At 29.0% G+C, this 23,431-nt stretch carries 38 protein-coding genes and 1 tRNA gene; 33 read left to right on the plus strand and 6 right to left on the minus strand.

Going from position 1 to position 23,431, the window contains the following annotated elements; genetic code table 11:
- Positions 1-9: 9 nt before the first annotated feature.
- The 4 genes from ANHYDRO_RS05985 (at position 10) to ANHYDRO_RS05995 (ending at position 4,002) form a co-directional block, all read left to right on the plus strand.
- Complete coding sequence (locus ANHYDRO_RS05985; RefSeq protein WP_004814536.1) at positions 10-1,248, plus strand: FprA family A-type flavoprotein; 1,239 nt, start codon at positions 10-12, stop codon at positions 1,246-1,248.
- 214 nt (positions 1,249-1,462) lie between these two features.
- The gene (gene nadE, locus ANHYDRO_RS05990; protein ID WP_004814537.1) at positions 1,463-3,154 is read left to right on the plus strand and encodes an NAD(+) synthase; all 1,692 of its coding nucleotides are present in this window, start codon (positions 1,463-1,465) and stop codon (positions 3,152-3,154) included.
- Between the two features lie 19 nt (positions 3,155-3,173).
- A complete protein-coding gene (locus ANHYDRO_RS09375; protein ID WP_244261657.1) occupies positions 3,174-3,938 on the plus strand; it encodes a metallophosphoesterase in 765 nt (254 codons plus the stop codon).
- Positions 3,929-4,002 (plus strand) — tRNA-Arg (locus ANHYDRO_RS05995). The genes ANHYDRO_RS09375 and ANHYDRO_RS05995 overlap by 10 nt, the downstream gene beginning before the upstream one ends.
- 66 nt (positions 4,003-4,068) lie before the next feature.
- Here the strand turns inward: ANHYDRO_RS05995 and ANHYDRO_RS06000 are convergent.
- The 4 genes from ANHYDRO_RS06000 to ANHYDRO_RS06015 all read right to left on the minus strand — a co-directional run bounded on the left by ANHYDRO_RS06000 (position 4,069) and on the right by ANHYDRO_RS06015 (position 8,167).
- Positions 4,069-5,181, minus strand: a complete 1,113-nt coding sequence (locus ANHYDRO_RS06000) for a site-specific integrase (RefSeq protein WP_004814538.1) — start codon at positions 5,179-5,181, stop codon at positions 4,069-4,071.
- 243 nt (positions 5,182-5,424) lie between these two features.
- Complete coding sequence (locus ANHYDRO_RS06005) at positions 5,425-6,309, minus strand: DUF6414 family protein (RefSeq protein ID WP_004814542.1); 885 nt, start codon at positions 6,307-6,309, stop codon at positions 5,425-5,427.
- A gap of 341 nt (positions 6,310-6,650) precedes the next feature.
- On the minus strand, positions 6,651-7,454 hold the full coding sequence (locus ANHYDRO_RS06010) for a type II toxin-antitoxin system PemK/MazF family toxin (protein ID WP_004814544.1): 804 nt from the start codon (positions 7,452-7,454) through the stop codon (positions 6,651-6,653).
- A 59-nt stretch (positions 7,455-7,513) separates the two neighbouring features.
- On the minus strand, positions 7,514-8,167 hold the full coding sequence (locus ANHYDRO_RS06015) for a LexA family protein (protein ID WP_004814546.1): 654 nt from the start codon (positions 8,165-8,167) through the stop codon (positions 7,514-7,516).
- 63 nt (positions 8,168-8,230) lie between these two features.
- On the opposite strand from ANHYDRO_RS06015, the gene ANHYDRO_RS06020 reads away from it, so the two are divergent.
- A complete protein-coding gene (locus tag ANHYDRO_RS06020; protein ID WP_004814548.1) occupies positions 8,231-8,533 on the plus strand; it encodes a helix-turn-helix domain-containing protein in 303 nt (100 codons plus the stop codon).
- Positions 8,534-8,610: 77 nt separating this feature from the next.
- The gene (locus ANHYDRO_RS06025) at positions 8,611-8,796 is read left to right on the plus strand and encodes a hypothetical protein (protein WP_148315691.1); all 186 of its coding nucleotides are present in this window, start codon (positions 8,611-8,613) and stop codon (positions 8,794-8,796) included.
- On the opposite strand, the gene ANHYDRO_RS06030 is transcribed toward ANHYDRO_RS06025, so the two are convergent.
- Positions 8,777-9,541 carry a DUF4393 domain-containing protein gene (locus ANHYDRO_RS06030; protein WP_004814550.1) on the minus strand — a complete coding sequence of 255 codons (765 nt, stop codon included), beginning with the start codon at positions 9,539-9,541 and terminating at the stop codon, positions 8,777-8,779. The genes ANHYDRO_RS06025 and ANHYDRO_RS06030 overlap by 20 nt on opposite strands.
- 74 nt (positions 9,542-9,615) lie before the next feature.
- Here ANHYDRO_RS06030 and ANHYDRO_RS06035 point away from each other — a divergent pair, with 74 nt between their 5' ends.
- The 3 genes from ANHYDRO_RS06035 to ANHYDRO_RS06045 are packed head-to-tail and all read left to right on the plus strand — an operon-like array spanning position 9,616 to position 10,263.
- Positions 9,616-9,816, plus strand: a complete 201-nt coding sequence (locus tag ANHYDRO_RS06035) for a helix-turn-helix domain-containing protein (RefSeq protein ID WP_039914238.1) — start codon at positions 9,616-9,618, stop codon at positions 9,814-9,816.
- A 12-nt stretch (positions 9,817-9,828) separates the two neighbouring features.
- On the plus strand, positions 9,829-10,053 hold the full coding sequence (locus tag ANHYDRO_RS06040; protein ID WP_004814554.1) for a hypothetical protein: 225 nt from the start codon (positions 9,829-9,831) through the stop codon (positions 10,051-10,053).
- Positions 10,054-10,068: 15 nt separating this feature from the next.
- Positions 10,069-10,263 (plus strand): hypothetical protein, encoded by a 195-nt coding sequence (locus ANHYDRO_RS06045; RefSeq protein ID WP_004814556.1) that lies wholly within the window; start codon positions 10,069-10,071, stop codon positions 10,261-10,263.
- A gap of 26 nt (positions 10,264-10,289) precedes the next feature.
- Here ANHYDRO_RS06045 and ANHYDRO_RS06050 read toward each other — a convergent pair whose 3' ends face one another.
- A complete protein-coding gene (locus tag ANHYDRO_RS06050) occupies positions 10,290-10,517 on the minus strand; it encodes a hypothetical protein (protein WP_004814558.1) in 228 nt (75 codons plus the stop codon).
- A gap of 84 nt (positions 10,518-10,601) precedes the next feature.
- Between ANHYDRO_RS06050 and ANHYDRO_RS06055 the strand changes: the two genes are divergently transcribed.
- From ANHYDRO_RS06055 to ANHYDRO_RS06165, 24 genes are all read left to right on the plus strand, one after another.
- Complete coding sequence (locus tag ANHYDRO_RS06055) at positions 10,602-10,907, plus strand: MerR family transcriptional regulator (RefSeq protein WP_004814560.1); 306 nt, start codon at positions 10,602-10,604, stop codon at positions 10,905-10,907.
- A 2-nt stretch (positions 10,908-10,909) separates the two neighbouring features.
- Positions 10,910-11,161 carry a hypothetical protein gene (locus tag ANHYDRO_RS06060; RefSeq protein WP_004814563.1) on the plus strand — a complete coding sequence of 84 codons (252 nt, stop codon included), beginning with the start codon at positions 10,910-10,912 and terminating at the stop codon, positions 11,159-11,161.
- A gap of 224 nt (positions 11,162-11,385) precedes the next feature.
- Positions 11,386-11,601 carry a hypothetical protein gene (locus tag ANHYDRO_RS06065; RefSeq protein ID WP_039914242.1) on the plus strand — a complete coding sequence of 72 codons (216 nt, stop codon included), beginning with the start codon at positions 11,386-11,388 and terminating at the stop codon, positions 11,599-11,601.
- A gap of 205 nt (positions 11,602-11,806) precedes the next feature.
- Positions 11,807-12,622, plus strand: coding sequence for a rolling circle replication-associated protein (locus ANHYDRO_RS06070; protein ID WP_004814568.1), 816 nt, complete (start codon positions 11,807-11,809; stop codon positions 12,620-12,622).
- 9 nt (positions 12,623-12,631) lie between these two features.
- On the plus strand, positions 12,632-12,988 hold the full coding sequence (locus ANHYDRO_RS06075) for a hypothetical protein (RefSeq protein WP_004814570.1): 357 nt from the start codon (positions 12,632-12,634) through the stop codon (positions 12,986-12,988).
- Positions 12,989-13,186: 198 nt separating this feature from the next.
- Positions 13,187-13,366: a hypothetical protein gene (locus tag ANHYDRO_RS06080; RefSeq protein WP_039914244.1), complete on the plus strand. Its 180-nt coding sequence runs from the start codon at positions 13,187-13,189 to the stop codon at positions 13,364-13,366.
- Positions 13,367-13,374: 8 nt separating this feature from the next.
- The gene (locus ANHYDRO_RS06085; protein ID WP_039914246.1) at positions 13,375-13,569 is read left to right on the plus strand and encodes a hypothetical protein; all 195 of its coding nucleotides are present in this window, start codon (positions 13,375-13,377) and stop codon (positions 13,567-13,569) included.
- Positions 13,550-13,795 carry a hypothetical protein gene (locus ANHYDRO_RS06090; protein WP_004814575.1) on the plus strand — a complete coding sequence of 82 codons (246 nt, stop codon included), beginning with the start codon at positions 13,550-13,552 and terminating at the stop codon, positions 13,793-13,795. The genes ANHYDRO_RS06085 and ANHYDRO_RS06090 overlap by 20 nt, the downstream gene beginning before the upstream one ends.
- Positions 13,788-14,234 carry a single-stranded DNA-binding protein gene (locus ANHYDRO_RS06095; RefSeq protein WP_004814578.1) on the plus strand — a complete coding sequence of 149 codons (447 nt, stop codon included), beginning with the start codon at positions 13,788-13,790 and terminating at the stop codon, positions 14,232-14,234. The genes ANHYDRO_RS06090 and ANHYDRO_RS06095 overlap by 8 nt, the downstream gene beginning before the upstream one ends.
- 7 nt (positions 14,235-14,241) lie before the next feature.
- Positions 14,242-14,430 (plus strand): hypothetical protein, encoded by a 189-nt coding sequence (locus tag ANHYDRO_RS06100; protein WP_004814580.1) that lies wholly within the window; start codon positions 14,242-14,244, stop codon positions 14,428-14,430.
- A gap of 53 nt (positions 14,431-14,483) precedes the next feature.
- On the plus strand, positions 14,484-14,870 hold the full coding sequence (locus tag ANHYDRO_RS06105) for a RusA family crossover junction endodeoxyribonuclease (protein ID WP_004814582.1): 387 nt from the start codon (positions 14,484-14,486) through the stop codon (positions 14,868-14,870).
- Complete coding sequence (locus ANHYDRO_RS10055; protein ID WP_004814584.1) at positions 14,863-15,024, plus strand: hypothetical protein; 162 nt, start codon at positions 14,863-14,865, stop codon at positions 15,022-15,024. Before ANHYDRO_RS06105 ends, ANHYDRO_RS10055 begins: the two co-directional genes overlap by 8 nt.
- Positions 15,017-15,421, plus strand: a complete 405-nt coding sequence (locus ANHYDRO_RS06110; protein ID WP_004814586.1) for a dUTP diphosphatase — start codon at positions 15,017-15,019, stop codon at positions 15,419-15,421. Before ANHYDRO_RS10055 ends, ANHYDRO_RS06110 begins: the two co-directional genes overlap by 8 nt.
- Positions 15,422-15,447: 26 nt before the next feature.
- Positions 15,448-15,927: a hypothetical protein gene (locus ANHYDRO_RS06115; protein WP_004814587.1), complete on the plus strand. Its 480-nt coding sequence runs from the start codon at positions 15,448-15,450 to the stop codon at positions 15,925-15,927.
- Positions 15,928-16,092: 165 nt separating this feature from the next.
- A complete protein-coding gene (locus tag ANHYDRO_RS06120) occupies positions 16,093-16,446 on the plus strand; it encodes a type II toxin-antitoxin system PemK/MazF family toxin (protein WP_004814589.1) in 354 nt (117 codons plus the stop codon).
- Between the two features lie 392 nt (positions 16,447-16,838).
- Positions 16,839-17,024, plus strand: coding sequence for a hypothetical protein (locus tag ANHYDRO_RS06125; RefSeq protein WP_004814592.1), 186 nt, complete (start codon positions 16,839-16,841; stop codon positions 17,022-17,024).
- Between the two features lie 366 nt (positions 17,025-17,390).
- Complete coding sequence (locus tag ANHYDRO_RS11200; protein WP_004814593.1) at positions 17,391-17,516, plus strand: hypothetical protein; 126 nt, start codon at positions 17,391-17,393, stop codon at positions 17,514-17,516.
- A 170-nt stretch (positions 17,517-17,686) separates the two neighbouring features.
- Positions 17,687-17,998 (plus strand): HNH endonuclease, encoded by a 312-nt coding sequence (locus ANHYDRO_RS06135; RefSeq protein WP_004814595.1) that lies wholly within the window; start codon positions 17,687-17,689, stop codon positions 17,996-17,998.
- A 138-nt stretch (positions 17,999-18,136) separates the two neighbouring features.
- On the plus strand, positions 18,137-18,490 hold the full coding sequence (locus tag ANHYDRO_RS06140; RefSeq protein WP_004814596.1) for a hypothetical protein: 354 nt from the start codon (positions 18,137-18,139) through the stop codon (positions 18,488-18,490).
- The gene (locus ANHYDRO_RS06145; RefSeq protein ID WP_004814599.1) at positions 18,487-20,169 is read left to right on the plus strand and encodes a terminase large subunit; all 1,683 of its coding nucleotides are present in this window, start codon (positions 18,487-18,489) and stop codon (positions 20,167-20,169) included. The genes ANHYDRO_RS06140 and ANHYDRO_RS06145 overlap by 4 nt, the downstream gene beginning before the upstream one ends.
- Positions 20,170-20,180: 11 nt before the next feature.
- On the plus strand, positions 20,181-21,365 hold the full coding sequence (locus ANHYDRO_RS06150; protein ID WP_004814600.1) for a phage portal protein: 1,185 nt from the start codon (positions 20,181-20,183) through the stop codon (positions 21,363-21,365).
- Positions 21,366-21,400: 35 nt separating this feature from the next.
- The gene (locus tag ANHYDRO_RS06155) at positions 21,401-22,021 is read left to right on the plus strand and encodes an HK97 family phage prohead protease (protein WP_004814603.1); all 621 of its coding nucleotides are present in this window, start codon (positions 21,401-21,403) and stop codon (positions 22,019-22,021) included.
- Positions 22,022-23,218 carry a phage major capsid protein gene (locus ANHYDRO_RS06160; protein ID WP_004814604.1) on the plus strand — a complete coding sequence of 399 codons (1,197 nt, stop codon included), beginning with the start codon at positions 22,022-22,024 and terminating at the stop codon, positions 23,216-23,218.
- A gap of 10 nt (positions 23,219-23,228) precedes the next feature.
- Entirely contained in the window at positions 23,229-23,426 is a 198-nt protein-coding gene (locus tag ANHYDRO_RS06165) for a hypothetical protein (protein WP_004814605.1), read from the plus strand.
- Positions 23,427-23,431: the final 5 nt, after the last annotated feature.

Here is a 23,431-nt window from a genome sequence, read left to right on the forward strand (position 1 = left end):
GAGGAATATATGTATACAGTTAGAAAAGTTACAGATGACTTATATTATGTAGGTGGAGATGACAGAAGACTTGCTCTATTCGAAAATATTTTTCCTATAGACGGAGTTTCATACAACTCATACCTTTTGATGGATGAAAAAACAGTTTTGATAGATTCAGTTGACTGGTCTATTACAAGAGAATATATATTAAATGTATCTAGAGTTCTTGGTGATCGTGATCTTGATTATATGATTATCCAACACATGGAACCAGATCACTGCTCAGCAATTGAATTAATGCTACATTATTATCCAAATGTAAAAATAATTGCAAGTGAAAAAGCTATCTTATTTATGAGACAATTTGGATATCACATAGATGATAGATATATAGAAGTTAAAGAAGGAGATTCAATCTCATTTGGTAAACACGAATACACATTCGTAGAAGCACCAATGGTTCACTGGCCAGAAGTTTTAATGACTTATGATTTAACTGACAAAGTTTTATTCTCAGCAGATGCATTTGGATCATTTAAATCTAATGACGGAAGACTTTTTGCTGATGAAGTAAACTGGGATAGAGATTGGTTAGATGAAGGAAGAAGATACTATACAAATATAGTTGGTAAATATGGTACCTTTGTTCAAGCAGTTCTTAAAAAAGCAGCAGGACTTGATATTAAATATATCTGCCCACTTCACGGACTTGTTTGGAGAAAAGACTTTGGATATATTTTAGATAAATATGACAAATGGTCAAGCTACCAACCAGAAGAAGAAGGTGTATTAATAGCTTATGCTTCAATGTATGGAAATACAGAATATGCAGCTCAAGCTCTAGCTTCAAAACTTGCTGAAAAAGGAATGACAAATATTTCTTTAAGAGATGTTTCAAGCACAGACGTTTCATATTTAATAGCAGATGCATTTAAGTATTCAAATATAGTTCTTGCTTCAGTTACCTACAACCTTGGAATTTATCCAAAAATGAAAGATTTTATCCATGATATGGCAGCTCTTAACGTACAAAATAGAGCAATTTCTATAATGGATAATGGATCTTGGGCTCCTACAGCTGGAGAAAAAATGGAAAAATTCTTAGACGAAGAAATGAAATTAATAGATGTTCTTCCAGAACAAGTAAATATAGTTTCATCACTAAAATCTGCAAAAGAACCAGATATGGATGCTCTAGTAGATGGAATCTTCGAATCAATGAAAAAAAGAAGAGAAGAAGTTCAAAAAGCAAAAGATCAAAAATAATCTTAAAAATTATAAAACTGCCACATTTTTTGTGGCAGTTTTTTTGTAAAACTATTATAATAATATTTATAAGTTTAGAAATTCGAGGGATATTATGAAAAAAATTTAAAATTAAGAGCTGATAATTTTAAAATCAAAGTGGGAAATGTATCTTATAATAGAGAACAAATTAAAAAAGTAGTAAAAAAAAGCAAATGATGAACTTGTAAATATCTTGCTTTTACCTGAGCTTTGCCTTACTGGTGCAAGCTTATATGATGGTTACAAGAATGATGATATTTTAAGTTCTTGTCTTGATAGTTTATTTGACTTGAAAAAATTCTCTGAAAATATAGATACCTTATTTTCTGTAGGTCTTCCTATTAAAGAAGGAAATAGAATTATTGATATGGTCTTTTTGTTAAAAGAAGGTGAAATCTGTGGAGGATTTTTTAAGGATAATTTTAAAGACCACGAAAAATATATGTTTGATCTTCCTGAAAATGACTTTGTTAGGGTAAATGGTGAATATATAAGAATTTATAACAAGTCATTTCTTGAAATTGAAGGGGTAAAAATAAGCCTGAGTGTTGGAGAAAATGAGGATAAAATTATACCTGATTCTTTAAGTGCTAGGTCTAATAATGATATTGATATTATTTTAAATCCAAGTGCAAAAATAAGATATATTGCTTCTAGGGAAAAAATTGAGAATAAAATTAAATTTTTATCACAAAATATGACCTACCTATTTTCAAGTACGGGCCTTGGTGAAAGCTCAACAGACTTTGTCTATGAAGGTCTAAATATAATTGCTCAAAATGGTAGAATTATAAAAAGTAATAGGGATGAACTTTCAGATTATAATGGATTTTTTGAAGTAAATAGGAATATATCAACTGAGGGCTTCCATTTAAACAATGCATCTGATCTAGGTCAAATTAACAAATATCCATATATTTCAACTGATAAAGAAAAATATGTAGAAGATGCTTTTGAAATCGCATCGAATGCTTTGATTCAAAGAATGGAGGCTATTTCTTGTAAAAAAGTTATCTTGGGTCTAAGCGGGGGTCTTGATTCCACAATGGCTCTTTTATTTATAGTCAAGGCCTTTGAAAAAATGAATCTTCCAAAAGAAAATATACTATTATATACTATGCCAGCTTTTGGAACTAGCAAAAGAACAAAATCAAATGCTTATAAATTGGCAGAAGCCTTTGGTATAAAATTAAATGAAATTGTAATAAAAGATGCTGTAAATATTCACCTAAAAGATATAGGCCATGATGGAAAAATTCAAGATATAGCCTATGAAAATGCCCAAGCAAGAGAGAGAACCCAAATTTTATTTGATAAGGGAAATATGGAAAATGCCCTAGTCATTGGAACAGGTGATAAGTCAGAAATTTCTCAAGGCTTTGCTACCTATAACGGTGATCATATGTCATCTTATGCAGTAAATGCATCTTTAACAAAAACTGAATTGAGATATATTGTGGGATATTTGGTTGAAAAAACTGAAAATGAAAAATTGAAAGAAGTTTTAGATGATATACTAAAAACTCCAATTTCACCAGAGCTTAAAAACGAAAGTGAAGATAAAATTAGCCAAAAAACTGAAGACATAATAGGACCTTACGAACTTATTGACTTTTTCACCTACGAATTTTTAGAAAATTCTTCAATAGAAGAAATTTATCAAAAAGCACAGGCAGCCTTTAAAGATGATTATGATAGTAAAACTATTAAAAAATGGCTCAAATCATTTTATAAAAGACTAACATCAAGTCAGTTTAAAAGATCAGTATCAGTTGATGGACCAGCTATGAGTGAAAAATCATTTTCTCCAAGAAGAGGCTACCTCCTACCATCAGATATGTCTTCTGAAATTTTCATGGAAAGAATAGAAAAATTAGATGATTAAGACTATTTTTTTAATAATATTGACAGTAATCTTACTTCTTTTGTCCTATATTTTTTACCAATGTAAGTGGGCAAAAGAAGTAAGGGTAGATATTGTTAATAGGAAAATAAAAGATGAGATTAGAATTACTCAAATAAGTGATTTTCATTCAAATATCTTAAAAAATATGGGATATTTTAAGAAAAAAATTCTAAACTTTAATCCTGATTTTATTATATTAACTGGGGATATAAACGATTATGGAGTTGTTAAAAAATTTAATAAGGCAATAAATTTTTTAAGTGAGCTCTCAAAATTGCGAATAAAAACATATTATATAAGTGGAAATCACGAAGAAGCAGGACCAATGCTGGATGAATTTATAGAAGAAATTGAGAAATTGGGAATAAAATATTTAAAAAATGATGGAGAATATATAGAAATAAGAAAAGAAAAAATTTATATTTATGGACTTTCTTATTATAATTATTCATTTAAAAATTACAAGACTAATGATGAAAATTTAAATATTATTTTAAGTCATTATTCAAAAAATGTAAGAGATAATCTAGATGATAGTATGGATATAATATTTTCAGGCCATACTCACGGGGGACAAGTTAGGTTTCCTATAATTGGGGCCTTGCTAGCACCAGGTGAGGGATATTTTCCAAAATATGATAAGGGATTATTTAAATACAAAAATGCACAATTATATATAGATTCGGGACTTGGAAACACCCTTATGGATTTAAGATTTTTAAATAGGATACAATTTTCCAATATAACCATCAAGCGCCAATAGTTTAATGGTAAAACAAAAGTGTCCGAAGCTTAAGATGGGGGTTCAATTCCTCTTTGGCGTGCCAAGTTTTATAAGATAGCTTATTTACAATGTTTGTAGGCTGTCTTTTTTTGTTTTGTTACGTTTTGTATTACGTTAGCATGAATTTTTCGAATTTTTGTCCGTTTTTTTCTTCTTGGCTTTTTGTTACGTGGATATAAATATTCATTGTTGTTTTTGATGTGCTGTGTCCTAATCTGTGTTGGACGTCTTTTATTGTCATGCCTGCTTCGAAGCATAGGCTTGCGTGGGTGTGTCTTAGTGAGTGAAGTCTTATTTTTCTTAGATCATGTTTTTTTATTACTCTTTCAAATCTTTTTCTTGGACTGTTTAGGTTTATTAATTCTGATTGTTTTGTTGTAAATATATATTGGTTTATGTTTTGGAGTTTTAATTTTGATTGTTCTATTTTCCAATTATAAAGTTCTTTTATCGTTGTTTTATCTATGGATATTGTTCTTATTGAGCTTTTTGTTTTTGGACTTGTTATTGCTTTTTTGCTTTGTCTTGTTACGGATAGGGATTTGTTTACTGTTAGGGTTTTGTTTTTAAAGTCTATATCATTCCAAGTTAAGGCTAATATTTCTCCTTTTCTTAATCCTGCGTATGTTGCAATTTTAAAAAATAGGTACCACATTTGATCTAGGTCTTTTTTTGCGTGGTAGAGAAATTCTTTTAATTCTTCTTTGTCCCAATATTCTAAGCTCATGTCTTTTTGTTCTTTTCTTATGGTTGGATAGATTATGTTTAAGCATGGGTTGTAATCTGTGTAGCCTTGGTTTATGGCGAATTTGAATAGCCTATTTAGGTAAATGTTTATTAATTTAAAATCTGCTATTTCTTGTGATTTTTTGTTTATTAATTTTTGGATTACTGGTGTTGTTATTTTATCTAGTTTTTTATTTCCTAAATAGGGAAGAATATGATTTTTGAATACTCCATATACTCTGGTATAGGTTGTGTATTTTACTGTAGGTTCGTATAGGGGCAGCCAATCTTTTAATAGTTCGTTTAGGGTTATGTTACAAATGGATTTTACCCCTTGTTTTTTGAGTTTGGCATATTCTATTTGTGCTTGTTTTTTGCTTATAAATCCTTGTCTATTTGTTCTTATTTCTTTTCCTGTTAGAGGATCTTTGCCTAAGTAGATGTTAAATTTATAGAGAGTTTGTCCGTCTTTGTCTTTGTAGCTTGTTATTTTCATTTTTTTCCTCCTTTCTTGATACAAATAAAGCCCTTGGTAAAGGGCTTATAATATTGAATATTTTTTAGAACATGGGTATAAAGATAAAAAGGTTAGGTGTTGTTTTATGTCTTACAAAAAAGTTTATAATCTATTTAAAAAAAATTTAATGAAATCAGTTAATAATTCTAAAGCTATTGATTATGAGTATAAGTCTTTAGATGAGAGTTATAAATCTCAAAAGAAAAAAAATTGAGAGAAAGTTTAATAGTCATCTAAAGAATGATGATTTGTTTGAGCAGAAGTTTTAGAATAGATAATTATAGGTTTTAAAATTGATATTTTATTAATATCTAGTCCTAAAGCACTTTTAAAAACTTCTGCTGTTATTACATTCATTTGTGTTTCAATTCCAGCTAATGCTCCTTTTTTTAAATCAAAGCTATTTATTGTATCAATACTCCCCATTAATTCGCCGACTACGGTCATATCGTTATTAAAATTATAAGAAATTTGTTTTGGCTTACATAGTAAATTCTCTTCAATAATAGGGATTATGTAATTATCATTATAAAAAATAGTATCAGTGGGAAGTAACTTTGAAATTAAATCAAGCATATCTATAATTTGCTCTATAGTTAGATTCTCATCATTATTATTATTATTTTTATCTTTTCTTCTTTGTTTTCTATTTTTCTTTAACCCACTATTTTCCATAAAACATTTATCTTCAAGTATAGTTTTTAATTTATTAAAATTTATAAATTGTAAATCTTCGTTTATTTCAATTATTTTTGAACTTTCATTTGGATTACTACTTATGTTCACTGTATCCAAGAATTTATTTATTTTTAAATAAGCATCGTATGTTTTTCTTATACTTTTGCTATTATAATTGGATAATGATTCTTTTATTGAATCTGATACCGTTTTATCCTTTAAAGATGTTTCTGCAGAAATGAAATGCAAACTACCTTTTAATATGGCACCCTTGTCTGTTATTGATTCTGATTTTTCATTTTCTATAGTAGATGCAGAATCTTTTGTTAGTTTCATATCTGTTAATAAACCCTCATATATTTGTGAAATATATGAGTTTATTGTATTTTCATCAATATATAAATATTTTTTTATTTCAAAATCTTTCAAATTTAAATCCTTTCTAAAGCATTACTGTATAAATTACTATTTCCTTATAAAGCAAAAAGCCCTATCACCATAACAGTGATAGGGCTTTGCAGTTCGAGATTTCTCTCGCAACTAAGTCATCTATATATCACTACTATAGTACGTATTGGCTAAATTGTCAATTAGAATTTTATGATTTCCACCATATCTCCTAACGAAATATCGGTGGGGGAGTCTTTATTCGTATAAAAAAAAGCGGAGAACTAATGTTCCCCGCTTTATGACACTTACGTTTGTGTCGCATCTTTTTTAAAAATGATGATCCCTAATGGTCATCTCATGCTTATAGTATACATTAGTTTTTAAATTTTTTCAAGAAATAGTTTTTGAATAGTTTTGCTTATGTCCATCATATTTTCTTGAGGTAGTTGTATATCTATTAATGCATCATTATTATTTTTTGGATCAAATATTCTCATTTTGGAGATTGTAGTTATTTGGGAACAACGTGCATAACTACCTTCTTTTAAATGCTCTATTTTATTTAATCTATTTTTGGATTTTTTTATACCAGAATTTAATTTTTTAGTAGTTTTTTTAACTTTTTTCAGATATGCTCCGAATGATTCAGATTTAATCTCTATATCCTTATCTTCAGAAGTAGAATTCATTTCTTTTTTTACTTGATTTCCCTTCTCTTTTAAATCTTTAAGCATTTCATTATATAAATTTATTTCAGTTTTAAATTTTAAGTCTAATAAATCATGTAAAGTTGTACCTAAATAGATTTCGGATCTATTTAAATCTTTTATGGTTTTATTACTTTTTAATGATGATAGGGGAACAATTGTTAATAATTTATTTCTTTTGTTATCGTGTTTATTTAAAACTACGCAATAATGTTTGCCTCCGAATTCATCTCCAACATTAAATCCAAGGTTGACATCTATAACTGCTCCGTATTTATAGACTGGCAAATAATTTGCACTGAATTTATTTTCAAAACTTAAATAGTTTATATAATCATTAAGCCAATAAACTATAGAAGCACATCTTTTTTGATTTTCATCTAGTGAATTATTTATGTAATTTTCCAGACTTGCTATTGTGTCATTTTTGAATACTATAAACTCATCTTTAAATTCTTCTTTTTTAAAATCTACCATATTACCTCCTTTCTTTTTTATGTATTTATATAAAATCCCCTTGGAGATTGTATATTTGTTTATTTACTCCCCTTAACATACATTCCAACCATTTCACCAAGTATTCTAATATTAGTTGATTCATCTAAATTAATTATTATAGGAGAGTAGGATTTATTTTCGGGTTGAAGTATTATCTGATTTTCTTTTTTGTAGAATCTTTTTAAAGTAGTTGTATCATCAATAAAAACTGCCGCTATAGATCCGTTTTCTACTTGTGGTGTTTGTTTGAAAAAAACTAAATCTCCTTCATGAATACCTGCATCTATCATTGAATCTCCATCAGCATAAAGGCAAAAGTCTGAGTTTATCATTTCTGGGTCTGCTGTGAAATATCCTTCATAGTTTTCTACGGACATTACTGGTTTACCACATTGGATATGCCCAAGTATAGGAATTTTTATTATTTTTTTTACTGGTATTACTCCTGGTATATTTGATAGGTCGATTTTATCTTTTTCCTTGTCTTTATCGTCTTCCCATCCCATTAAATAAGCTGGTGTTGTATTTAAAGCTGCTGCTAATAATTCGATTTTATCTGATGGAATATTTTGTATATTTCCATTTTCGTATCGTTGAATAGTAGCTTTTGTAACTCCAACCTTTTGTCCAACTTCTTCTAAAGTTTTACCTAATTGATTTCTCTTATATTTTATTCTATCAGCTAACTTCATACTTGCTCCTTATTGATTGTTAATATGATTATATAACATTTCGTATCAAGATACAAATATTTTATGATTGATTACAAATTTATCTTGACACGATACTTATTAGATGGTATTATTATGTTACGTAATAAGAAACAAATAAGAGAGGTGATGATATTTTTGATAAATGTAAAAAAATTAAAAGCTATATTTGTTGAAAAGGGTAAAACACAAAAAGATATTGCACGAATGCTAAATATAAGTGATAACACCATGACTAATAAATTAAAAAAAGGAATTTTAAACTCTAATGAAATTTATAAATTAATTGATTATTTAGATATTGATAATCCTGTGGAAATTTTTTTTGCTGAAGAAGTTACACAATAAGAAACTATTTAAAAATAAAGTCATGGAGATTTAATTTGCTGGTGTAAAAAAAGATGGATAAAAAGAAAGGAGGGGGAATGGAATGTATTTTGATAAGTTTGATTATCTCTTTAATCATAAGCTCATTTTCAGCATATCTAGTGGTTAAAAATAATTTAAAACTTTTAAAAAAGCTAGATAGGGATAATAAAGAATTTCTTAATGATATTAAAGATTTAACTCTAGATGTAGTTAGAAATTATCTTAAAGACAGATATCAATAAATTGTGAGCCTAAGTTTGTTAGATATATTACTCCTTTTTCAATTTTAAGGATTCCATCTCCAGACTTTGGGTATGCCGAGGTATATGAAGAAATATAATCATAATCTTGGAATTTGTTGTAAATAGAATTATCTGAAAAGTGTCTATCAAAAGAAACTTCAACTAGTCCTAGTCTTTGTAGATTATCAATCGACGCAGACATTACATCTGACATAGGTTCTATTATTCTATTTGAGAAAAAAATATATTGGTATCTTTTGTCATTTATAAATTTATAAGAATTATATCCAATTTCGGTTCTAGCAATTGGCTTTCTACTCTTATAATCGAATGACAAAAGGTTTAGTGCATCTACTTTATTTAGTTGTTGAATAATGTTTGTGAAAGATGTTCTTACTTTTGAGGATTTAGATTTATCCATTGATGAGGCAACTAATTTTGCAAACATTGAACGAAGTTGTTCTTCTTCAAAATAGTATTTTGAACTTTCTAATGCGGGACCTATAATTGATAAATCTGGTTCTTTAAGATTATCAGGATCAATTTGATTGATTTCATTTTCTAATTGTTCTTTATAGTCTTTTAGTTCTTTATCTTTTTTAAGCTGATACTTCTTATTAACGTTATCAATTCGACCAAAAGTTAAATCCCAGAGGGAAATTATGGTTTCAGATATTCTTTTGGCTACAGGGCTTAATGTATCATCTGCTAATTTATTTACATCTAAGTCTATATTTACTGGCATAATATCTCCTTTTTGTTGTAATGGTTATATTATACTTAAAAAAATATTATATACAAGATATTGTGGAGGTAAAATTGAAAGATACTACAAGTGGTAGATTGAACTTTTATAGGAGAAAAAAAGGACTGAGCAAAAATAAGGTTTCAAAAATTTTGGGTTGTCATATTAATACTTATTATTTGTATGAAAAGGGCAATCTAGAATTGCCTGTAAGATACGCAAAAAAACTTGGTGAATTTTATAGGATTGATTGGTGGTTATTGTATGAGGATTAGAAAGGAGGTGGAATGGACAAAAATATTAAAAGTCTTAATTATGAGATTTGTGTAGATACTGATGGAGCTAAGGAAAAGCTTGATGAAATTAAAAGAATCATTGACAGAATTGATTTTCATTTTAAGGGTTTGAAAAAAGCTGTCAATGATTTAGAAAATTACAATTCGAATTTTGAAATCAAGTACTCACTTGATGCTTGTTCTAATAAGTCTTGCCAGGTATCGAATGATGAATGATTTAATGGAGGTTTTATGAAATTTGATTCAAATATTATTGATTTAGAATGTAATGTTTTTGTAGAAAGTACGGAAGAGGAATTTGATATTCAAAAGGAATTTATAAATTTTAAGAGAATTTTGAGAAAAAGAACTGGGAAAGATATTAAATTTAATATTGTATTTTTGAATAGGGATAGTAGGGAGTATTCTGTATTAAAAAGTAGATAGCTCTAGTTAATCCAGAGCTATATAAGTTATTCGACTGAATCTATGGGGTCGTAGTCAATAGCAAATTCAGATGATTTGGAAAAGGCTTGAAATGATAGTGCAGGTGCATATAGGTAGGCATCTTCATCATCATATTCTTCATCTTCCAAATCTTCTCCTAAAATAGTTAGATTTACGGTATCCATATTATCGTCTTTTAGTTGTTTAACTATTTCGTACAATTCGGAAACTTTAACTTTTATTGAATTATTCATAATATTTTCTCCTCTCTGGTTTTATTATAGCAGATTGGAGATTGGTTCTGTAAAAAATGTCAAAGAAAAAGAAAGGAGTAAGAAATGGAAACAAGCAGGATTGTAAAAGAAGTGCTTGGACTTGAAAGAGAGAATTTGGAGCTTAAAGAATTATGTAAAAATCTGTATATGTACAGCCTAGATATAAAAGATGGAATTACAAATGACAAGAAAAGTATAAGAAATAAGGATTTTTTAAAGCAAAAAGAAGTCTATGAATATTTGGGAATTGGATCTGACACACTTACACAAATGAGAATTGATGGACTACCTTGTTATAGGTTATCGGATAGGAATATTTATTATAGCAAGGAAGATATTAAGAATTTTTTATTAGAAAGGGAGATGTAAAGATGGAAAAGAAGAAAACTAGAAAAATTAGAAAAAGAAGTGAAGTTTTTGAAATGTTAGATGGAAGAAAGCTTGATGATGCTTGTGTAAGATTTACTGCTAAACCAGAAAAGGAAAGAATGAGGGATAAGGTTTTGGGTGTTTCTATTGTGGCTATGTTAATGCTTTTGGCAATTGGTGGGCCTAATGAAACTATTAAGACTGCAGGTGTTGTGATGATGTTTCTAGCTTCTTTAATGGCATTTTTGGCATAAAAATAAGCCGAAGGCAATCGGCTTTTTAGAAATATATTTATAGGATTATTATACTACGTTTTGAGTTTTTGAAAAGGCAAGAGATCTCTCCACTCGTTTCACTCGGTCGAGATGGGGGTGGTGCTTGGTTTTTGAAAAATGCTGAAAAATCTAAGGATATTAATTGATAAGACTATAGAAATGTATGTAGAAAATATAAAAGAATTATGAGTTGGAGAATATTTATGAAGATAGAAAATCAAGTTATGTTTATGAAAAATTTAATTAATGTTGATGATGAGGATGTTATTTCTCTTGGAGAGTATTTCAATGGGGTTGGTTCTGGTATTAATCCTAGAAAGAATGGTTGTAATGAAGATTGTTTTGATATGCACTTTTTAGTTTTATGTGAACTAAAAAGAAGAGGAATCTTTAAGGGTGATATTGAAAGATTTATTTAAAATTCATTTAAATATTAGTTGTAAATTTTGTGCAAAAAAAGAATGAGGTCGATTGACCTCATCCAGTGTGTATATCTCCATATATAATATACCTCTGGAATTTCTTTTTGCAAGGGAGATTGCCTATTTTTCAAGGAAGTTTCTACTTCCTTTAGGTGCTTGTAATGGGTATTATCTTTTGCGACATTCGTGAGGAATTATATATATGAGAAATTTTATTAGAGAAAAGAAAATAGTTTGTGGAAAAAAATATATGGAAGTTGATCTATATTCTTTAAATGAAAATCAACTTGATAAGAAAAAATCTAAGAGGAGTAAAAAGAAAAAAGTATCTCTACCAAAACAGGATAAGCTTAATGATAAAAATGCTAGAAGAAAATTTATTTGGCTTGCTGAATCAAATTTTGGAGAAGGGGATATATTTTTAACTCTTACCTATAAAGATAAATATTTACCTAAGTCTTATGATGAGGCTAATAAGGAGATGACTAATTTTTTTCTAAGGATTAGAAGAAGAATAAAAACCTTGGGATTAGATCCTGAATTTAAGTATATAGTGGTTACTTCTGAAAAGAAAAGTAAAGATGAGTCTATTAGGTTTCATCACCATTTACTTATTAAAAGTTCCTTGGGAAGAGATGAGATAGAAAATTTATGGAGAAGGAGAAGAAAAAAGGGAGAAAAGATTGGAGATACTATTGGTTATGCTAATAGTAAAAGAATACAAGAGGATGTGAATACAGGTATTTTAGGTTTGGCAAATTATTTGGCTAGGCATTGTACCTATAGGAGAAGGTGGTCTTGCAGTAAAAATTTAGAAAGACCATATATAAGAACTAATGACCACAAGTATTCCAGGAAAAAATTAATAGAGTATGCACTAGATCCTTATGATATCCAAAGGTGGGAGAGAATATATAAGGGTTACAAGATTACCGATAAAGATAATGGAATAGTGGCTACTTATAATGATTTTACCGGGTGGTCTATATATTTGAAACTTAGAAAGAGATTATGTTAGGAGAAAAAGATGGAAAGATTTAGTATTTTAAATCCAAATTTATTTGAGGAGTTTCTTGCAACTTGTGATAGTCATCTTAATGCAGTGATGGTAAAAATTTTAAAGGGGGAATTTGGTTCTGGAGATATAAATATAAAAATCTCCTTATCTGCTATTAATGATGAAGTAAAAATACCAAGAGAAGGTGATGATTTTGAGATAAGGACTTTTGTAAAGCCCGTTATTGATTTTAATGTGAAATCAAGCTTGAAAAAGTCTTTTTCTGATAAGGGAGCTAGTGATACAGATAATATGGTTATTGAGCTTTCTGATAAGTGCATAAAAATTGGCAAGATTGATGATGGGCAAATGGATTTTTTTAATTAGGAGGAAGAAATGTTTTTAAAGATTAAATATGAAAATGAATCGGCTATATTTTTGAATACTGATTTTTTTTAGGGTTTGTAGGGTTGATGTTGAAGATAAGTCTGCCCGTTTGGAGATTATTAATAGGAATGGGGAAGAAGAAATATTTGATGCTATTGAATATTCTGGAGAGTTTAAAGATTTTGTGGAGGGCTTATAGTGCCTGTAATTATTAAATATTTAAATTTGATGATACTTGTAGGTGATTTTTGCTATTTTGGTTTTAAAAGATTTGGAACAATAAAGTTAGATTTTTCTAGATTTGATTTTGGATTAGTATTTGGGCAAGTGTCAGTTTTGGCTTTTGTTGGAATTATTGTTTATAGGTTTTTAGGATAGGAGTAATTTTGTTAAGGATTAAGACTAATAGGTTTTTTAAGAATTTGTTTATGGGTTTTGGTAGACCTAAAAAGATTTATGTAAGTATAAGGCAAGATGAAGAAACGTCAATAATTTCTTTTGGAGATTTTCAGTTTGATTTGAGGGAGATTGGTCTTTGTTTGAAAGAAGTGGAGGCAATGGATGAAAAAGAAAGTGAATAATGTAAGAGATATGGTTATTAGTGTAGAGTTTGATCCTATAGAAATTGGATTTATTCAAGCTAGTATTGATACTTATTTGGAAAAGGCAAGGGAAAAATTTGGAGATAAAGATGATTTGGTTAATTTACCATCAATTGAATCTATGGCAATGACTTGTCTTGGTAAATTCGATAAGGCTGAAGATGAGCTAGAAAAAAATTATGAATGGGGAGAAATAGATGATTAACAATTTGACTCTAGTAGGTAGGCTTGTTAAGGATCCTGAGCTTAGGTATACAAGGTCTAATATTGGTGTTTGTTCTTTTGTACTTGCTGTGGATAGGGAAATGAGCAAGGAAAAAAGAGAAGAGGCAGAGGCAAATAATTATCCTACGGCAGATTTTCCAAGGATAGTTGTATGGGGCAAGATGGGAGAGATTTGTTCTAAGTATCTCCAAAAAGGCTCTTTATGTGCTATAGTTGGCAAAATTCAAACTGGTTCATACAAGGACAAGGACGGAAAGATGGTTTATACAACTGATGTAAGAGCTGATAGGGTTAGGTTTTTGGATTCAAAGGCTAGTGGAGATAAGGATAAGGCTGATTCTCATAATAATATTACAAGCATTGATGATTATTTTAGTGATGATTTTGTGGAAATTCAGGATGATAATATTCCTTTTTAGGTGAGTTATGGAAAAATTGTATTTTATGGTTACTGCTGATGAATTGGAGTGGCCAATTGCTGTCGGTAGGTCTATTGAGGAGTTGGCGAAGGAAACTGGCAAGTCTGAGATGGCTATTTATTTTAAAATGAGAAATCAAAGGCTTGGTAGAAGACAAAATGGTTATAAGGTGGAAGTTGTGGAGGTGGAAGAATGAAAACTAAGGAATTTATTAAAAGATTTGAAAAATTGTGCTTTAAGAGGTAAACAATGAACTTAATTAGAAAGATTGTTTGGCATGGTAGGCCTATTACTAAGAAAAATCATCAAAGAATTGTAGGTCGAGGAAAGCGTAAGTGGATTGTACCGAGTAAAGAGTTTATTAATTATCAAAACATATGTTTATATCAAGTTAAGAAAAAAGATAAGTTGCAATTATCCACTCCTATTAATCTTAAATGTTTATATTATATGCCTACTAATCATAGAGTTGATCTTGTAAATTTACTAGAGGCAACTTGTGATATTTTAGTTGAAGCTCATGTAATTGGAGATGATAATTCTAAAATTATAAAATCTCATGATGGATCTAGAGTCCTATATGATAAAGATTCTCCAAGGGTTGAAATTTATTTGGAGGAATTTATAGATGAATAATACTTCTTGTTTAAATAAATTAGATTTTGACTTAGATATAATAATTAATGTTTTAAGAGATGATTTTGGTTTTAAAGATTTAGATATAGATTGTTTTTTGTGTTTATTAGAGTTTAAAATTGATGATAATTTTGAGGAGGTTTTTAGTGATTAAGTACAAGGCACCTTACATATTAAGTAAAAAAGATGGAGATATTGGCTATGATGTAAGAGCTATTGAAGATAGGATATTGGAGCCAATGGAAACTGCTACTATTTCTACTGGTGTTTTCTTGGAGTTAGATGATGGTTTTTATGCTGATTTAAGGGCAAGGTCTGGTAATTCTAGTAGGGGTTTAATTTGCAATTTGGGTCTTATTGATACTTCTTATAGGGGTGAAATTAAGGCTTCTATTACTAATTTAACTGGTAATGATTATGAAATAAAAAAAGGCGATAGGATTGGCCAACTTGTTTTTAGGAAAGAAAGTATGGTTGATTTGGAAAAAGATTTGGAGATTGATTGTAATACTGATAGAGGTGTCAAGGGTTTTGGGTCTTCTGGTAGGTAGTTATTTATAAGTTTTAAGGAGAAGTGATGAATTATAGAAAGATTAGGGAAAGTAGGAAGCGTAGGGAAAATATTGAGATTGTAAAGGTTAGGCTTTCGAATTATGGAAAAAATCTTAAATTAATTGATGATATCAGGGCTGAAATTGTGGAAAAAAGGGACAGGCTTGATGCTCTCCGTTGTGGGTGGTCGGATTCTGATCCTACTTTTAGTGGTGGAACTAGCCAAGAGGAGAAAATTATACTTATTCTTGATGAAATTAAATTTTTGGAGGATGAGATAAGAAAAATTCTACTTGATTGTGAGGAAATTTCTAATGCTATTGCTAAGCTTAATGATAATATGCTTCAGTCTATTGTTTTTAGGCTTTGGGTTTATGATAAGTATAGTGATAAGCACGATACTATCAGAGGAATTGCTAGAAAGTATGATTTGTCTAAGAATATGATTTGGAGAAAGAGTGATACTGCTTTGTTGAGCATTTATAAAAGTCTTTATAATGATTAGGTGAAACTAGCTTATAAGTTGTATTTTACTATTATTAGTGGTATTATATAAGTACCAAAAGCCTTATACGTTAAGGATACGGTTTTAAAGGAGAAAGAGCCTTATTAGTTAAGGCTAACCGAAGGTATGCTCTTGTGGCATACCTAATTTTTTTATGAGGATAGAATGGATATTGAAAAATTTGGTGTATATTTAGTAAATTTTTATAAATCAACTGGTGGGGAGTTATCTGGTAAACATTATGCCATAGCTATAACTGATTTTAATAAAGAGCATAAAACTTTTGTTGCAGTACCTATTACAAGCAAGAAATCAGGTAAGAAGTATAGGGGTGGTTTTACTATTTATTGTAATAAATATCAAGAAAATCCTAGTAAAGAAAAAGCTTTCGCTATGGTTAGCAAAATCAGAGAGGTTTCAATACATAGAGTTTATGGAGATATGATTTATAAGTTAGATTATGAAGATATTGAAAAATTAAAGAAGTCTGTTTATAAAGTTTTTGATTTTTTGAATTAATAATTTTTTAATAAATATCTTTATAATGATTGAGATTAGAGTGGTTTGCCACTCTTTTTTATTTGATTTTTTTCAAAAAGGTGTTGACTATAATATAAGTCGGTAGTATAATATAAGTATGAAAGGAGGAAATAATATAATGATTAAAGGCATAAAAAAATTGAAGATTACAGAAATTGAAATCGACCTCAACATTGTAATCTTCAAAATAAAAATTAAACTAACTAAGAGCTCTTAGCTCTTGGTTGGTATAATCATTATATTATAATTTTTATGAAAATCAATTTTGAATGTAAGAAAACTACAAGAAAAGAGAAAATACAAGGAATTATTGGTTGGGGACTTTTTATCTTGATTATTATCTTATTTAAAAAGTTTTTATAGGAGGTAGTATGACTGAGAAGAAAACAAGTGATGCTCAACTTAGAGCTAGTAGAAAATGGGATGCTAAGAATCCTGATGTTAAGAAGAAGTCTAGGAACAAATCGGGTTGTAAGGCTTATATAAGGGACTGGGCAAATGAAGAAGATTTGCTTGAAGTTGAAGAATGGATTAGGCTTAGAAGAGAAAATTTATAAAAAGTGGGACAAATTTCCTATTTTATGGTATACTATTTGTAAGATTAAAAGTGTATACATTTTAAAGGCGAACGATTAGGTTCGTCTTTTTTTATGCCTAAATGTTTGATCCAGACTGCTATCCTCCTTAATTATTATATATTTCTGGTTGTTGTTGATACTATTCATAATTTGTTATAGCAGTCTGGATGAAATGGTTAGTTATTAAGTTTTATTTTATTGTATAGTCTTATATTTTTTGATATATTTATTATATAAAAATATAGGAGGATTATATGAAAGATTACGTTGTTTTACAGGTTTCTCTTAAGGAAAAGCTTGTTGGTACTGGTTCTAAAAATCTTAAAGAGTTGGAGAAGGTTATTAATGAACAGGCTGCTAAAGGCTACAGACTACATACTACATACTATTTCTACTTCTAATGGTGGCAGTAAAGGTTTAATGGGTGGAGATAGAATTCAAGCTACTATGGTTTTTGAATCTATTGATTAATTGTTTATAAATTATTTTTAAAACTTATGAATACGCTAGTAGATATTTATAAATATTAATGACTACAAGTCTATATTGTTAGATATAGAAAAACATATACAAGTAAGGCGAGTTTAGACTCGTCTTTTTTATATCTAAATATAAATTATTAAATGAAGTGGTGATAACATTTGAAAAAGTATAAGGACCAAAATAAAAAGTTCTATGACAGTAAGGCATGGAAGACATGTAGAGAGTACTACATAAGTAAACGAATATTAGAAGACGGTGGACTATGTGAGATATGTAAAGAAAGTCCGGGTGTAATATGCGACCATATAATTGAATTAGATGAAGTAAATGTTAATGATCCTAATATAAGCTTAAACCATGACAATATACAGTTACTATGCATAGAATGTCACAATAAAAAAACTTTCACAAAGGATAGACGAATAATAATTTTTGATGACAATGGAAACCCAATTATAAGTGAATGCTAAAAATAAAAACTAAACTTAGAACCTCCCCCTGTCTAGAAACAAATAAATCAATCAAATCGAGCGACGCCCAACATTCATTTAATGCACAGGAGATTTGCCATAACCCCCACCCTAATTTTTTAAGAAAGGAGATTAAATTTGACAAACTTAGAACAAGATAAAAGGATAAAAAAAGAGATTAATAAATTTAGAAAATTTATAAAAGACTTAGATACAGAAGAAAAGAGAATGGCAATGAACATGGTTAATGAGCTTGCCTTTATGAAAATTACTCTTGAAGATTTGAAAAAAGAGGTTAATGCTAATGGTGTAGTAACAGAAATGCCACAAGGTGAGTATTCAATTACCAGAGAAAATCCTGCCTTGAAATCATATAACACAATGATACAAAGATACAATTCTACACTTAAACAACTTGATGATTATATAAACAAAATAAGTCCTCAAACTGATGAACTAGATACTCTAAGTCAATTTTTACAAAAAAGATGATAAGTTATGATGACAACTATAACCCATTGATAGAATATTGGGAATGGGCAAATAAAAACCCAGAGAAGATAAATAAAAAGATTCATATACAACTAAATAGGTTAGCTAGGGACATTACTGATATTACAAGTGATGTCTATTTTAATTATAAAAAAAGTAATCATGCTATAGAATTTGTAGAAAACTTTTGTAGGAACATAAAAGGTAAAACTGCTGGTAAATTAGTAGTTTTGGATTTATGGGAGAAAGCTTTTATAGCAGCTATATTTGGAATAGTATATAAAAAAACTAACCTTAGAAGATGTAAAAGAGCTGTATTAATAATAGCTAAGAAAAATGGAAAATCATTATTAGCTAGTGCTATAGGATTATATATGTTGATTGCTGACAATGAAGGTGGACCTGAATGTTATGCTGTAGCTACTAAAAAGGATCAAGCAAAAATAGTTTGGGATACGGCTAAAAAAATGGTTAGAAAAGATGTTTGGTTGAGAAAATATGTTAAGACCTTGGTTAATGATATGGTCACAGGATTTAATGATGGTAGTTTTAAAGCTGTTGCCTCTGACAGTGATACTTTAGATGGGTTAAATGTTCACTTTGTTGTAATGGATGAGATTCACCAATGGAAAAATGGTTACCAATTATATGACATTATGTATCGTGGTATGGATAATCGTGATCAACCATTATCATTAATAACATCAACTGCTGGAACTATAAGAGAAGATTTATATGATCAAATTTATGAAGAGGGAAGTAATGTATTAACTCAAGAAGGATTTAAAGATGATAGAAGTATATTTTTTATTTATGAATTAGATAAAAAGGAAGAATGGAAAGATTTTAGTAAGCTTATAAAAGCAAATCCTGGTTTAGGTACCATAAGAAATGAAAAATCGTTAAGAGATGAGTGGGAAAGAACTAAGGCCAATAAGAGTATGTATTTAAAATCTTTCTTAACTAAAAATTGTAATATAAGAGAAACTGATTCACAATCATGGTTAAGCTTAGATGATATAAATAACGAAAAAACATTTGATTTAAAGAAGTTAAAGCCTAGATATGCTATCGGTGGTTGGGATGTATCTAGTACTACCGATTTAACTTGCTTGACTTTTTTATTTAGGATATATGGAGATGAGCAAATATACATTTACCAGCAATACTTTATACCAGAAGAAGTTGCTGAGAAAAAAATAATAGATGATAAAGTTCCTTATGATAAGTGGAGAAAAAGAGGACTTGTTACGTATGTACCTGGTAATAAGATAGATCAAGAATTTTTATTTTATTGGGCTAGGGATTTTGCTAAGGATAATAATGATTTTATCCCCTTATGGACTGGTTTTGATATTTGGGGTGCAGATATCTTGATGAAAAGAACCAAGGAAGAATATGGTGAGAATTCTGTTGAAGAAGTAAGACAAGTTTTCAAGGTATTATCAAATCCCATGAAAGAGTTAGAGGCCGATTTGAAAGCTAAAAGGATAAATTATAATAATAATCCTATTCTTAAATGGTGTTTGGCTAATACGGTTATTCAACAAGATAATAAAGGTAATATTCAACCTAAGAAAGGATATTCTAAGTTAAGAAGAATTGATGGTACTGCTAGTTTATTGGATGCATATATAACATATAAAAGACATATTGATGACTATTTAAATATCATATAAGGAGGTGGATAGTGGGATTTTTTGACAAGTTATTAAAACCTAAAAAAGTTAATACTGAGAAGTTAGTGGATGAATATTTTAGCTTAATAAATGGTTATACTCCAAGTTTTACCTCTTTTGAAGGAAGTATATATGAAATGGACTTAACTAGAAGTGTGATTCATTCTTTTGCAACTCATGTTAGTAAATTGAATATGGAAGTTAAGGGAAGTGCTAACCCTGTTTTAAAAAGAAAATTAAAAACTAATGCTAATGAGATTTTACAAACTGGTAAGTATTTATATAGATTGGCCACAATATTTATGGTAACAAATAATGTTTTGATTGTTCCTATTAGAGATGAACTTACACAAAAAATAAGTGGATACTATCCTATATTAGCTGATGATGGGAAGATAGCAGAATATAATGGGGAATTTTATATTGTATTTTATTTTCTAGGTAAGAAAAGAGCCTTACCTCTTTCAGAAATGGGAGTAATGAACCAGTTTCAATTTAAAGATGAGATTTTTGGAGATAGTAATAAAACATTAAAGTCTACCTTGGACTTAATGCATACCCAAGAACAAGGTTTAAGAGAGGCTATAAAAAATAGTGCTTCTATTAGATTTATGGGTCAATTAGCAAATACTATTAGAGATGATGATTTGGAAAAGGAAAAGCAAAGATTTTCCAGAATGAATCTTGAAAGAAATGATACTGGCATGATGATCTTTGATAATAAGTATAGAGAGATTAAACAAGTTGTTTCAAGACCTTTTACTATTGATGATAAGCAAATGCAACAGATAAAAGATAGCGTTTATACTCACTTTGGTACTAACGATAAAATCTTACAAAATAATTTTAATTCACAAGAATGGGCAGCATATTATGAAGGTAGGATTGAACCTTTTGCCATTCAAGCTAGTCAAGTGCATACTAATATGACTTTTACTGAAAGAGAGTTAGCAAATGGAAATGAAATAATTTTAACGGCTAATAGATTACAATATTTATCACCAACAGAGAAATTGCAAACTGTAACACAATTATTTGATAGAGGGTTCTTAACTCACAATCAAGGTAGGGAAATATATAATATGGCTCCAGTTGATGGAGGTGATAAATACTATATAAGAAAAGAATATTCAGAAACTCAAAAACTTGATGAGGATAAAATAGAACATAATGAGTTAGAGGAGTCTGATGATTAAATAGATGATATATTTGTAAGAATGGAGATGATAATTTGAGTAAGAATATACCAAAAGATAAATTAAATAATAGGCAATTTAGAATAATGAACCCATTAGAAGTCAGAGTTAATGAAAATTCAAACTCTGATTTTTTAGTGCGTGGATATGCAATGAAGTATAAGCCTTATGTACTTTATGAAGACCAAGATGGAGAAATTTTGGAGGAATTTAGGAAAGGATGTTTTAAAGACTCAGATTTATCTGATGTAATTATGCTCTATGACCATCAGGGTAGGGTATTTGCAAGAACATCTAATAATACTCTTAAAATTTCTTTTGATGATGTAGGTATGTTTATAGAGGCTGATTTGTCTAGTAATGATCAAGCTAGAAGTTTATATGAAGATATAAAAAGTGGTCTAATTACTAAAATGAGTTGGTCTTTTAAAACTGGTGACTACTATTTTGATAAAAAGACAAGAACTATAGTTCATGAAAATATTAGTAAAGTTTATGATGTATCGGCTGTTGGAATACCAGCTAATAACGATACTGAAATAAATGCTAGAAATTTCGTTGACGGAGTGATTGATGAAATTGAGACGGAGAGATCTAAAGAGCAAGAAAAAAGAAGGAAATTAGAATTAAAGATTAAATTGGAAAAGGAGTTTTAAATGAATTTAGAAGAAATATTAAAAAGATTAGATGAAATCAAAGCAGAATTAACAAGTTTACAAGAAGATTTGAGTAAAGATGATGCAGATGTTGATGAGATTGAAGAAAAATCAAATTCATTAATTGAAGAAAAAAGAACTTTATTAGAAAAGAAAAAGAATATAGAAGATAGAAATGCGAAAAGAAATAAACTTCTAGAAGATATTGCTGAAGGTAGAAAAGGAATTGTCATTAATGAAAATAAAATTGATAAAGGGGAAGAGGATAGAAATATGAATGAAAAACTTTATAGATCAGCTTGGTTAAAAACTTTACAAGGAAAAGAATTAACATCAGCTGAAAAAAGAGAATATCAACATACAACAGAAAATTCAAAAGTTTTAATACCAACAGAAACTGCTAATAAAATCTATTCTTTGATTGGAGAAACTCATCCAATTGTTGGTGATGTTAAAAAATTAAATTCTGGTGGAATTTTTAGAATGATTAGACATATTGAAATAAAGGCTGGAGATGCCAAGGAAATTGCAGAAGGTAAGCAAAATGAAGATGAGCAAAATGAATTTGTAGAGGTATTAATTTCTGGAGGAAAAATATCTAAACATATAAAAGTATCCTACGAATTAATGAATATGGCTATTGATGCTTTTGAATCTTATATTGTAAATGAAATAGGAAAAAGAATTGAAAAAGCTATGGCTGATAAAATAATTAGTACTATTAAAGATACTACTGACAATACTAATGGAAAGGGTAAGGGATTAGCTTCAATAAATATTATAAAAGCTGATAAGGGCTTGACAGTAGCTAAGATATTAGATGCCCTAGCTTCCATGAAAGAAGTTGGTACAACCTATGTATATGCCAATAGGTCAGATATTTATGGTTCTATTGCAAAACTTGAAAATACTAATCAAACTGTAAACTTTATCACTAATCTACAAGAAGGTATAAAGGGAAATCTATTAGGAAATGGAATTAAACAAGAAGATGCTTTGGCCAAAAATGAAATTCTTATTTTAGATCCATCTCAATTTTTATGGAATACAATCTCACCTCTTGAAATATTAAGGGAAAGAGATGCAAAAACTGGGGATTACACTATAGCTGGTCATTTATTAGCTGGTGGAGCTATGGAAAATATATATGCTGGTGCTTTGATAAATATAAGTGAAACAGCTGAACCTGCAATATAAGGAGAATTTTATGGTAGAAGTTAAAGTTCTAGAAAAATATTTTGATAAAGATTTTGATAGAAATGTTGATGAAGGAGAAACAATAAATGTTTCTCCTGAAAGATTTGAAGAAATGAAAAAAAGAGAGAAAGAAATTGGAAGAAAATTCTTTGAAGAAATTAAACAAATAAAAAGCACAAATAAAAAGAGTGGTCCTTCCAAAAAATAGGAGGA

Origin of the sequence: Anaerococcus hydrogenalis DSM 7454, assembly GCF_000173355.1 — a bacterium.
GTDB lineage: Bacteria > Bacillota > Clostridia > Tissierellales > Peptoniphilaceae > Anaerococcus > Anaerococcus hydrogenalis.

Excerpts from the sequence above, each read along its gene's own strand:
- ANHYDRO_RS05985 (WP_004814536.1), top strand. The coding sequence starts at position 10 with ATGTATACAGTTAGAAAAGTTACAGATGACTTATATTATGTAGGTGGA.
- ANHYDRO_RS06000 (WP_004814538.1), bottom strand. The coding sequence starts at position 5,181 with ATGAAAATAACAAGCTACAAAGACAAAGACGGACAAACTCTCTATAAA.
- ANHYDRO_RS06010 (WP_004814544.1), bottom strand. The coding sequence starts at position 7,454 with ATGGTAGATTTTAAAAAAGAAGAATTTAAAGATGAGTTTATAGTATTC.
- ANHYDRO_RS06015 (WP_004814546.1), bottom strand. The coding sequence starts at position 8,167 with ATGAAGTTAGCTGATAGAATAAAATATAAGAGAAATCAATTAGGTAAA.
- ANHYDRO_RS06020 (WP_004814548.1), top strand. The coding sequence starts at position 8,231 with ATGATTGATTACAAATTTATCTTGACACGATACTTATTAGATGGTATT.
- ANHYDRO_RS06025 (WP_148315691.1), top strand. The coding sequence starts at position 8,611 with ATGGAATGTATTTTGATAAGTTTGATTATCTCTTTAATCATAAGCTCA.
- ANHYDRO_RS06030 (WP_004814550.1), bottom strand. The coding sequence starts at position 9,541 with ATGCCAGTAAATATAGACTTAGATGTAAATAAATTAGCAGATGATACA.
- ANHYDRO_RS06040 (WP_004814554.1), top strand. The coding sequence starts at position 9,829 with ATGGACAAAAATATTAAAAGTCTTAATTATGAGATTTGTGTAGATACT.
- ANHYDRO_RS06045 (WP_004814556.1), top strand. The coding sequence starts at position 10,069 with ATGAAATTTGATTCAAATATTATTGATTTAGAATGTAATGTTTTTGTA.
- ANHYDRO_RS06050 (WP_004814558.1), bottom strand. The coding sequence starts at position 10,517 with ATGAATAATTCAATAAAAGTTAAAGTTTCCGAATTGTACGAAATAGTT.
- ANHYDRO_RS06055 (WP_004814560.1), top strand. The coding sequence starts at position 10,602 with ATGGAAACAAGCAGGATTGTAAAAGAAGTGCTTGGACTTGAAAGAGAG.
- ANHYDRO_RS06060 (WP_004814563.1), top strand. The coding sequence starts at position 10,910 with ATGGAAAAGAAGAAAACTAGAAAAATTAGAAAAAGAAGTGAAGTTTTT.
- ANHYDRO_RS06065 (WP_039914242.1), top strand. The coding sequence starts at position 11,386 with ATGAAGATAGAAAATCAAGTTATGTTTATGAAAAATTTAATTAATGTT.
- ANHYDRO_RS06070 (WP_004814568.1), top strand. The coding sequence starts at position 11,807 with ATGAGAAATTTTATTAGAGAAAAGAAAATAGTTTGTGGAAAAAAATAT.
- ANHYDRO_RS06075 (WP_004814570.1), top strand. The coding sequence starts at position 12,632 with ATGGAAAGATTTAGTATTTTAAATCCAAATTTATTTGAGGAGTTTCTT.
- ANHYDRO_RS06090 (WP_004814575.1), top strand. The coding sequence starts at position 13,550 with ATGAAAAAGAAAGTGAATAATGTAAGAGATATGGTTATTAGTGTAGAG.
- ANHYDRO_RS06095 (WP_004814578.1), top strand. The coding sequence starts at position 13,788 with ATGATTAACAATTTGACTCTAGTAGGTAGGCTTGTTAAGGATCCTGAG.
- ANHYDRO_RS06100 (WP_004814580.1), top strand. The coding sequence starts at position 14,242 with ATGGAAAAATTGTATTTTATGGTTACTGCTGATGAATTGGAGTGGCCA.
- ANHYDRO_RS06105 (WP_004814582.1), top strand. The coding sequence starts at position 14,484 with ATGAACTTAATTAGAAAGATTGTTTGGCATGGTAGGCCTATTACTAAG.
- ANHYDRO_RS10055 (WP_004814584.1), top strand. The coding sequence starts at position 14,863 with ATGAATAATACTTCTTGTTTAAATAAATTAGATTTTGACTTAGATATA.
- ANHYDRO_RS06115 (WP_004814587.1), top strand. The coding sequence starts at position 15,448 with ATGAATTATAGAAAGATTAGGGAAAGTAGGAAGCGTAGGGAAAATATT.
- ANHYDRO_RS06120 (WP_004814589.1), top strand. The coding sequence starts at position 16,093 with ATGGATATTGAAAAATTTGGTGTATATTTAGTAAATTTTTATAAATCA.
- ANHYDRO_RS06125 (WP_004814592.1), top strand. The coding sequence starts at position 16,839 with ATGACTGAGAAGAAAACAAGTGATGCTCAACTTAGAGCTAGTAGAAAA.
- ANHYDRO_RS11200 (WP_004814593.1), top strand. The coding sequence starts at position 17,391 with ATGAACAGGCTGCTAAAGGCTACAGACTACATACTACATACTATTTCT.
- ANHYDRO_RS06145 (WP_004814599.1), top strand. The coding sequence starts at position 18,487 with ATGATAAGTTATGATGACAACTATAACCCATTGATAGAATATTGGGAA.
- ANHYDRO_RS06160 (WP_004814604.1), top strand. The coding sequence starts at position 22,022 with ATGAATTTAGAAGAAATATTAAAAAGATTAGATGAAATCAAAGCAGAA.
- ANHYDRO_RS06165 (WP_004814605.1), top strand. The coding sequence starts at position 23,229 with ATGGTAGAAGTTAAAGTTCTAGAAAAATATTTTGATAAAGATTTTGAT.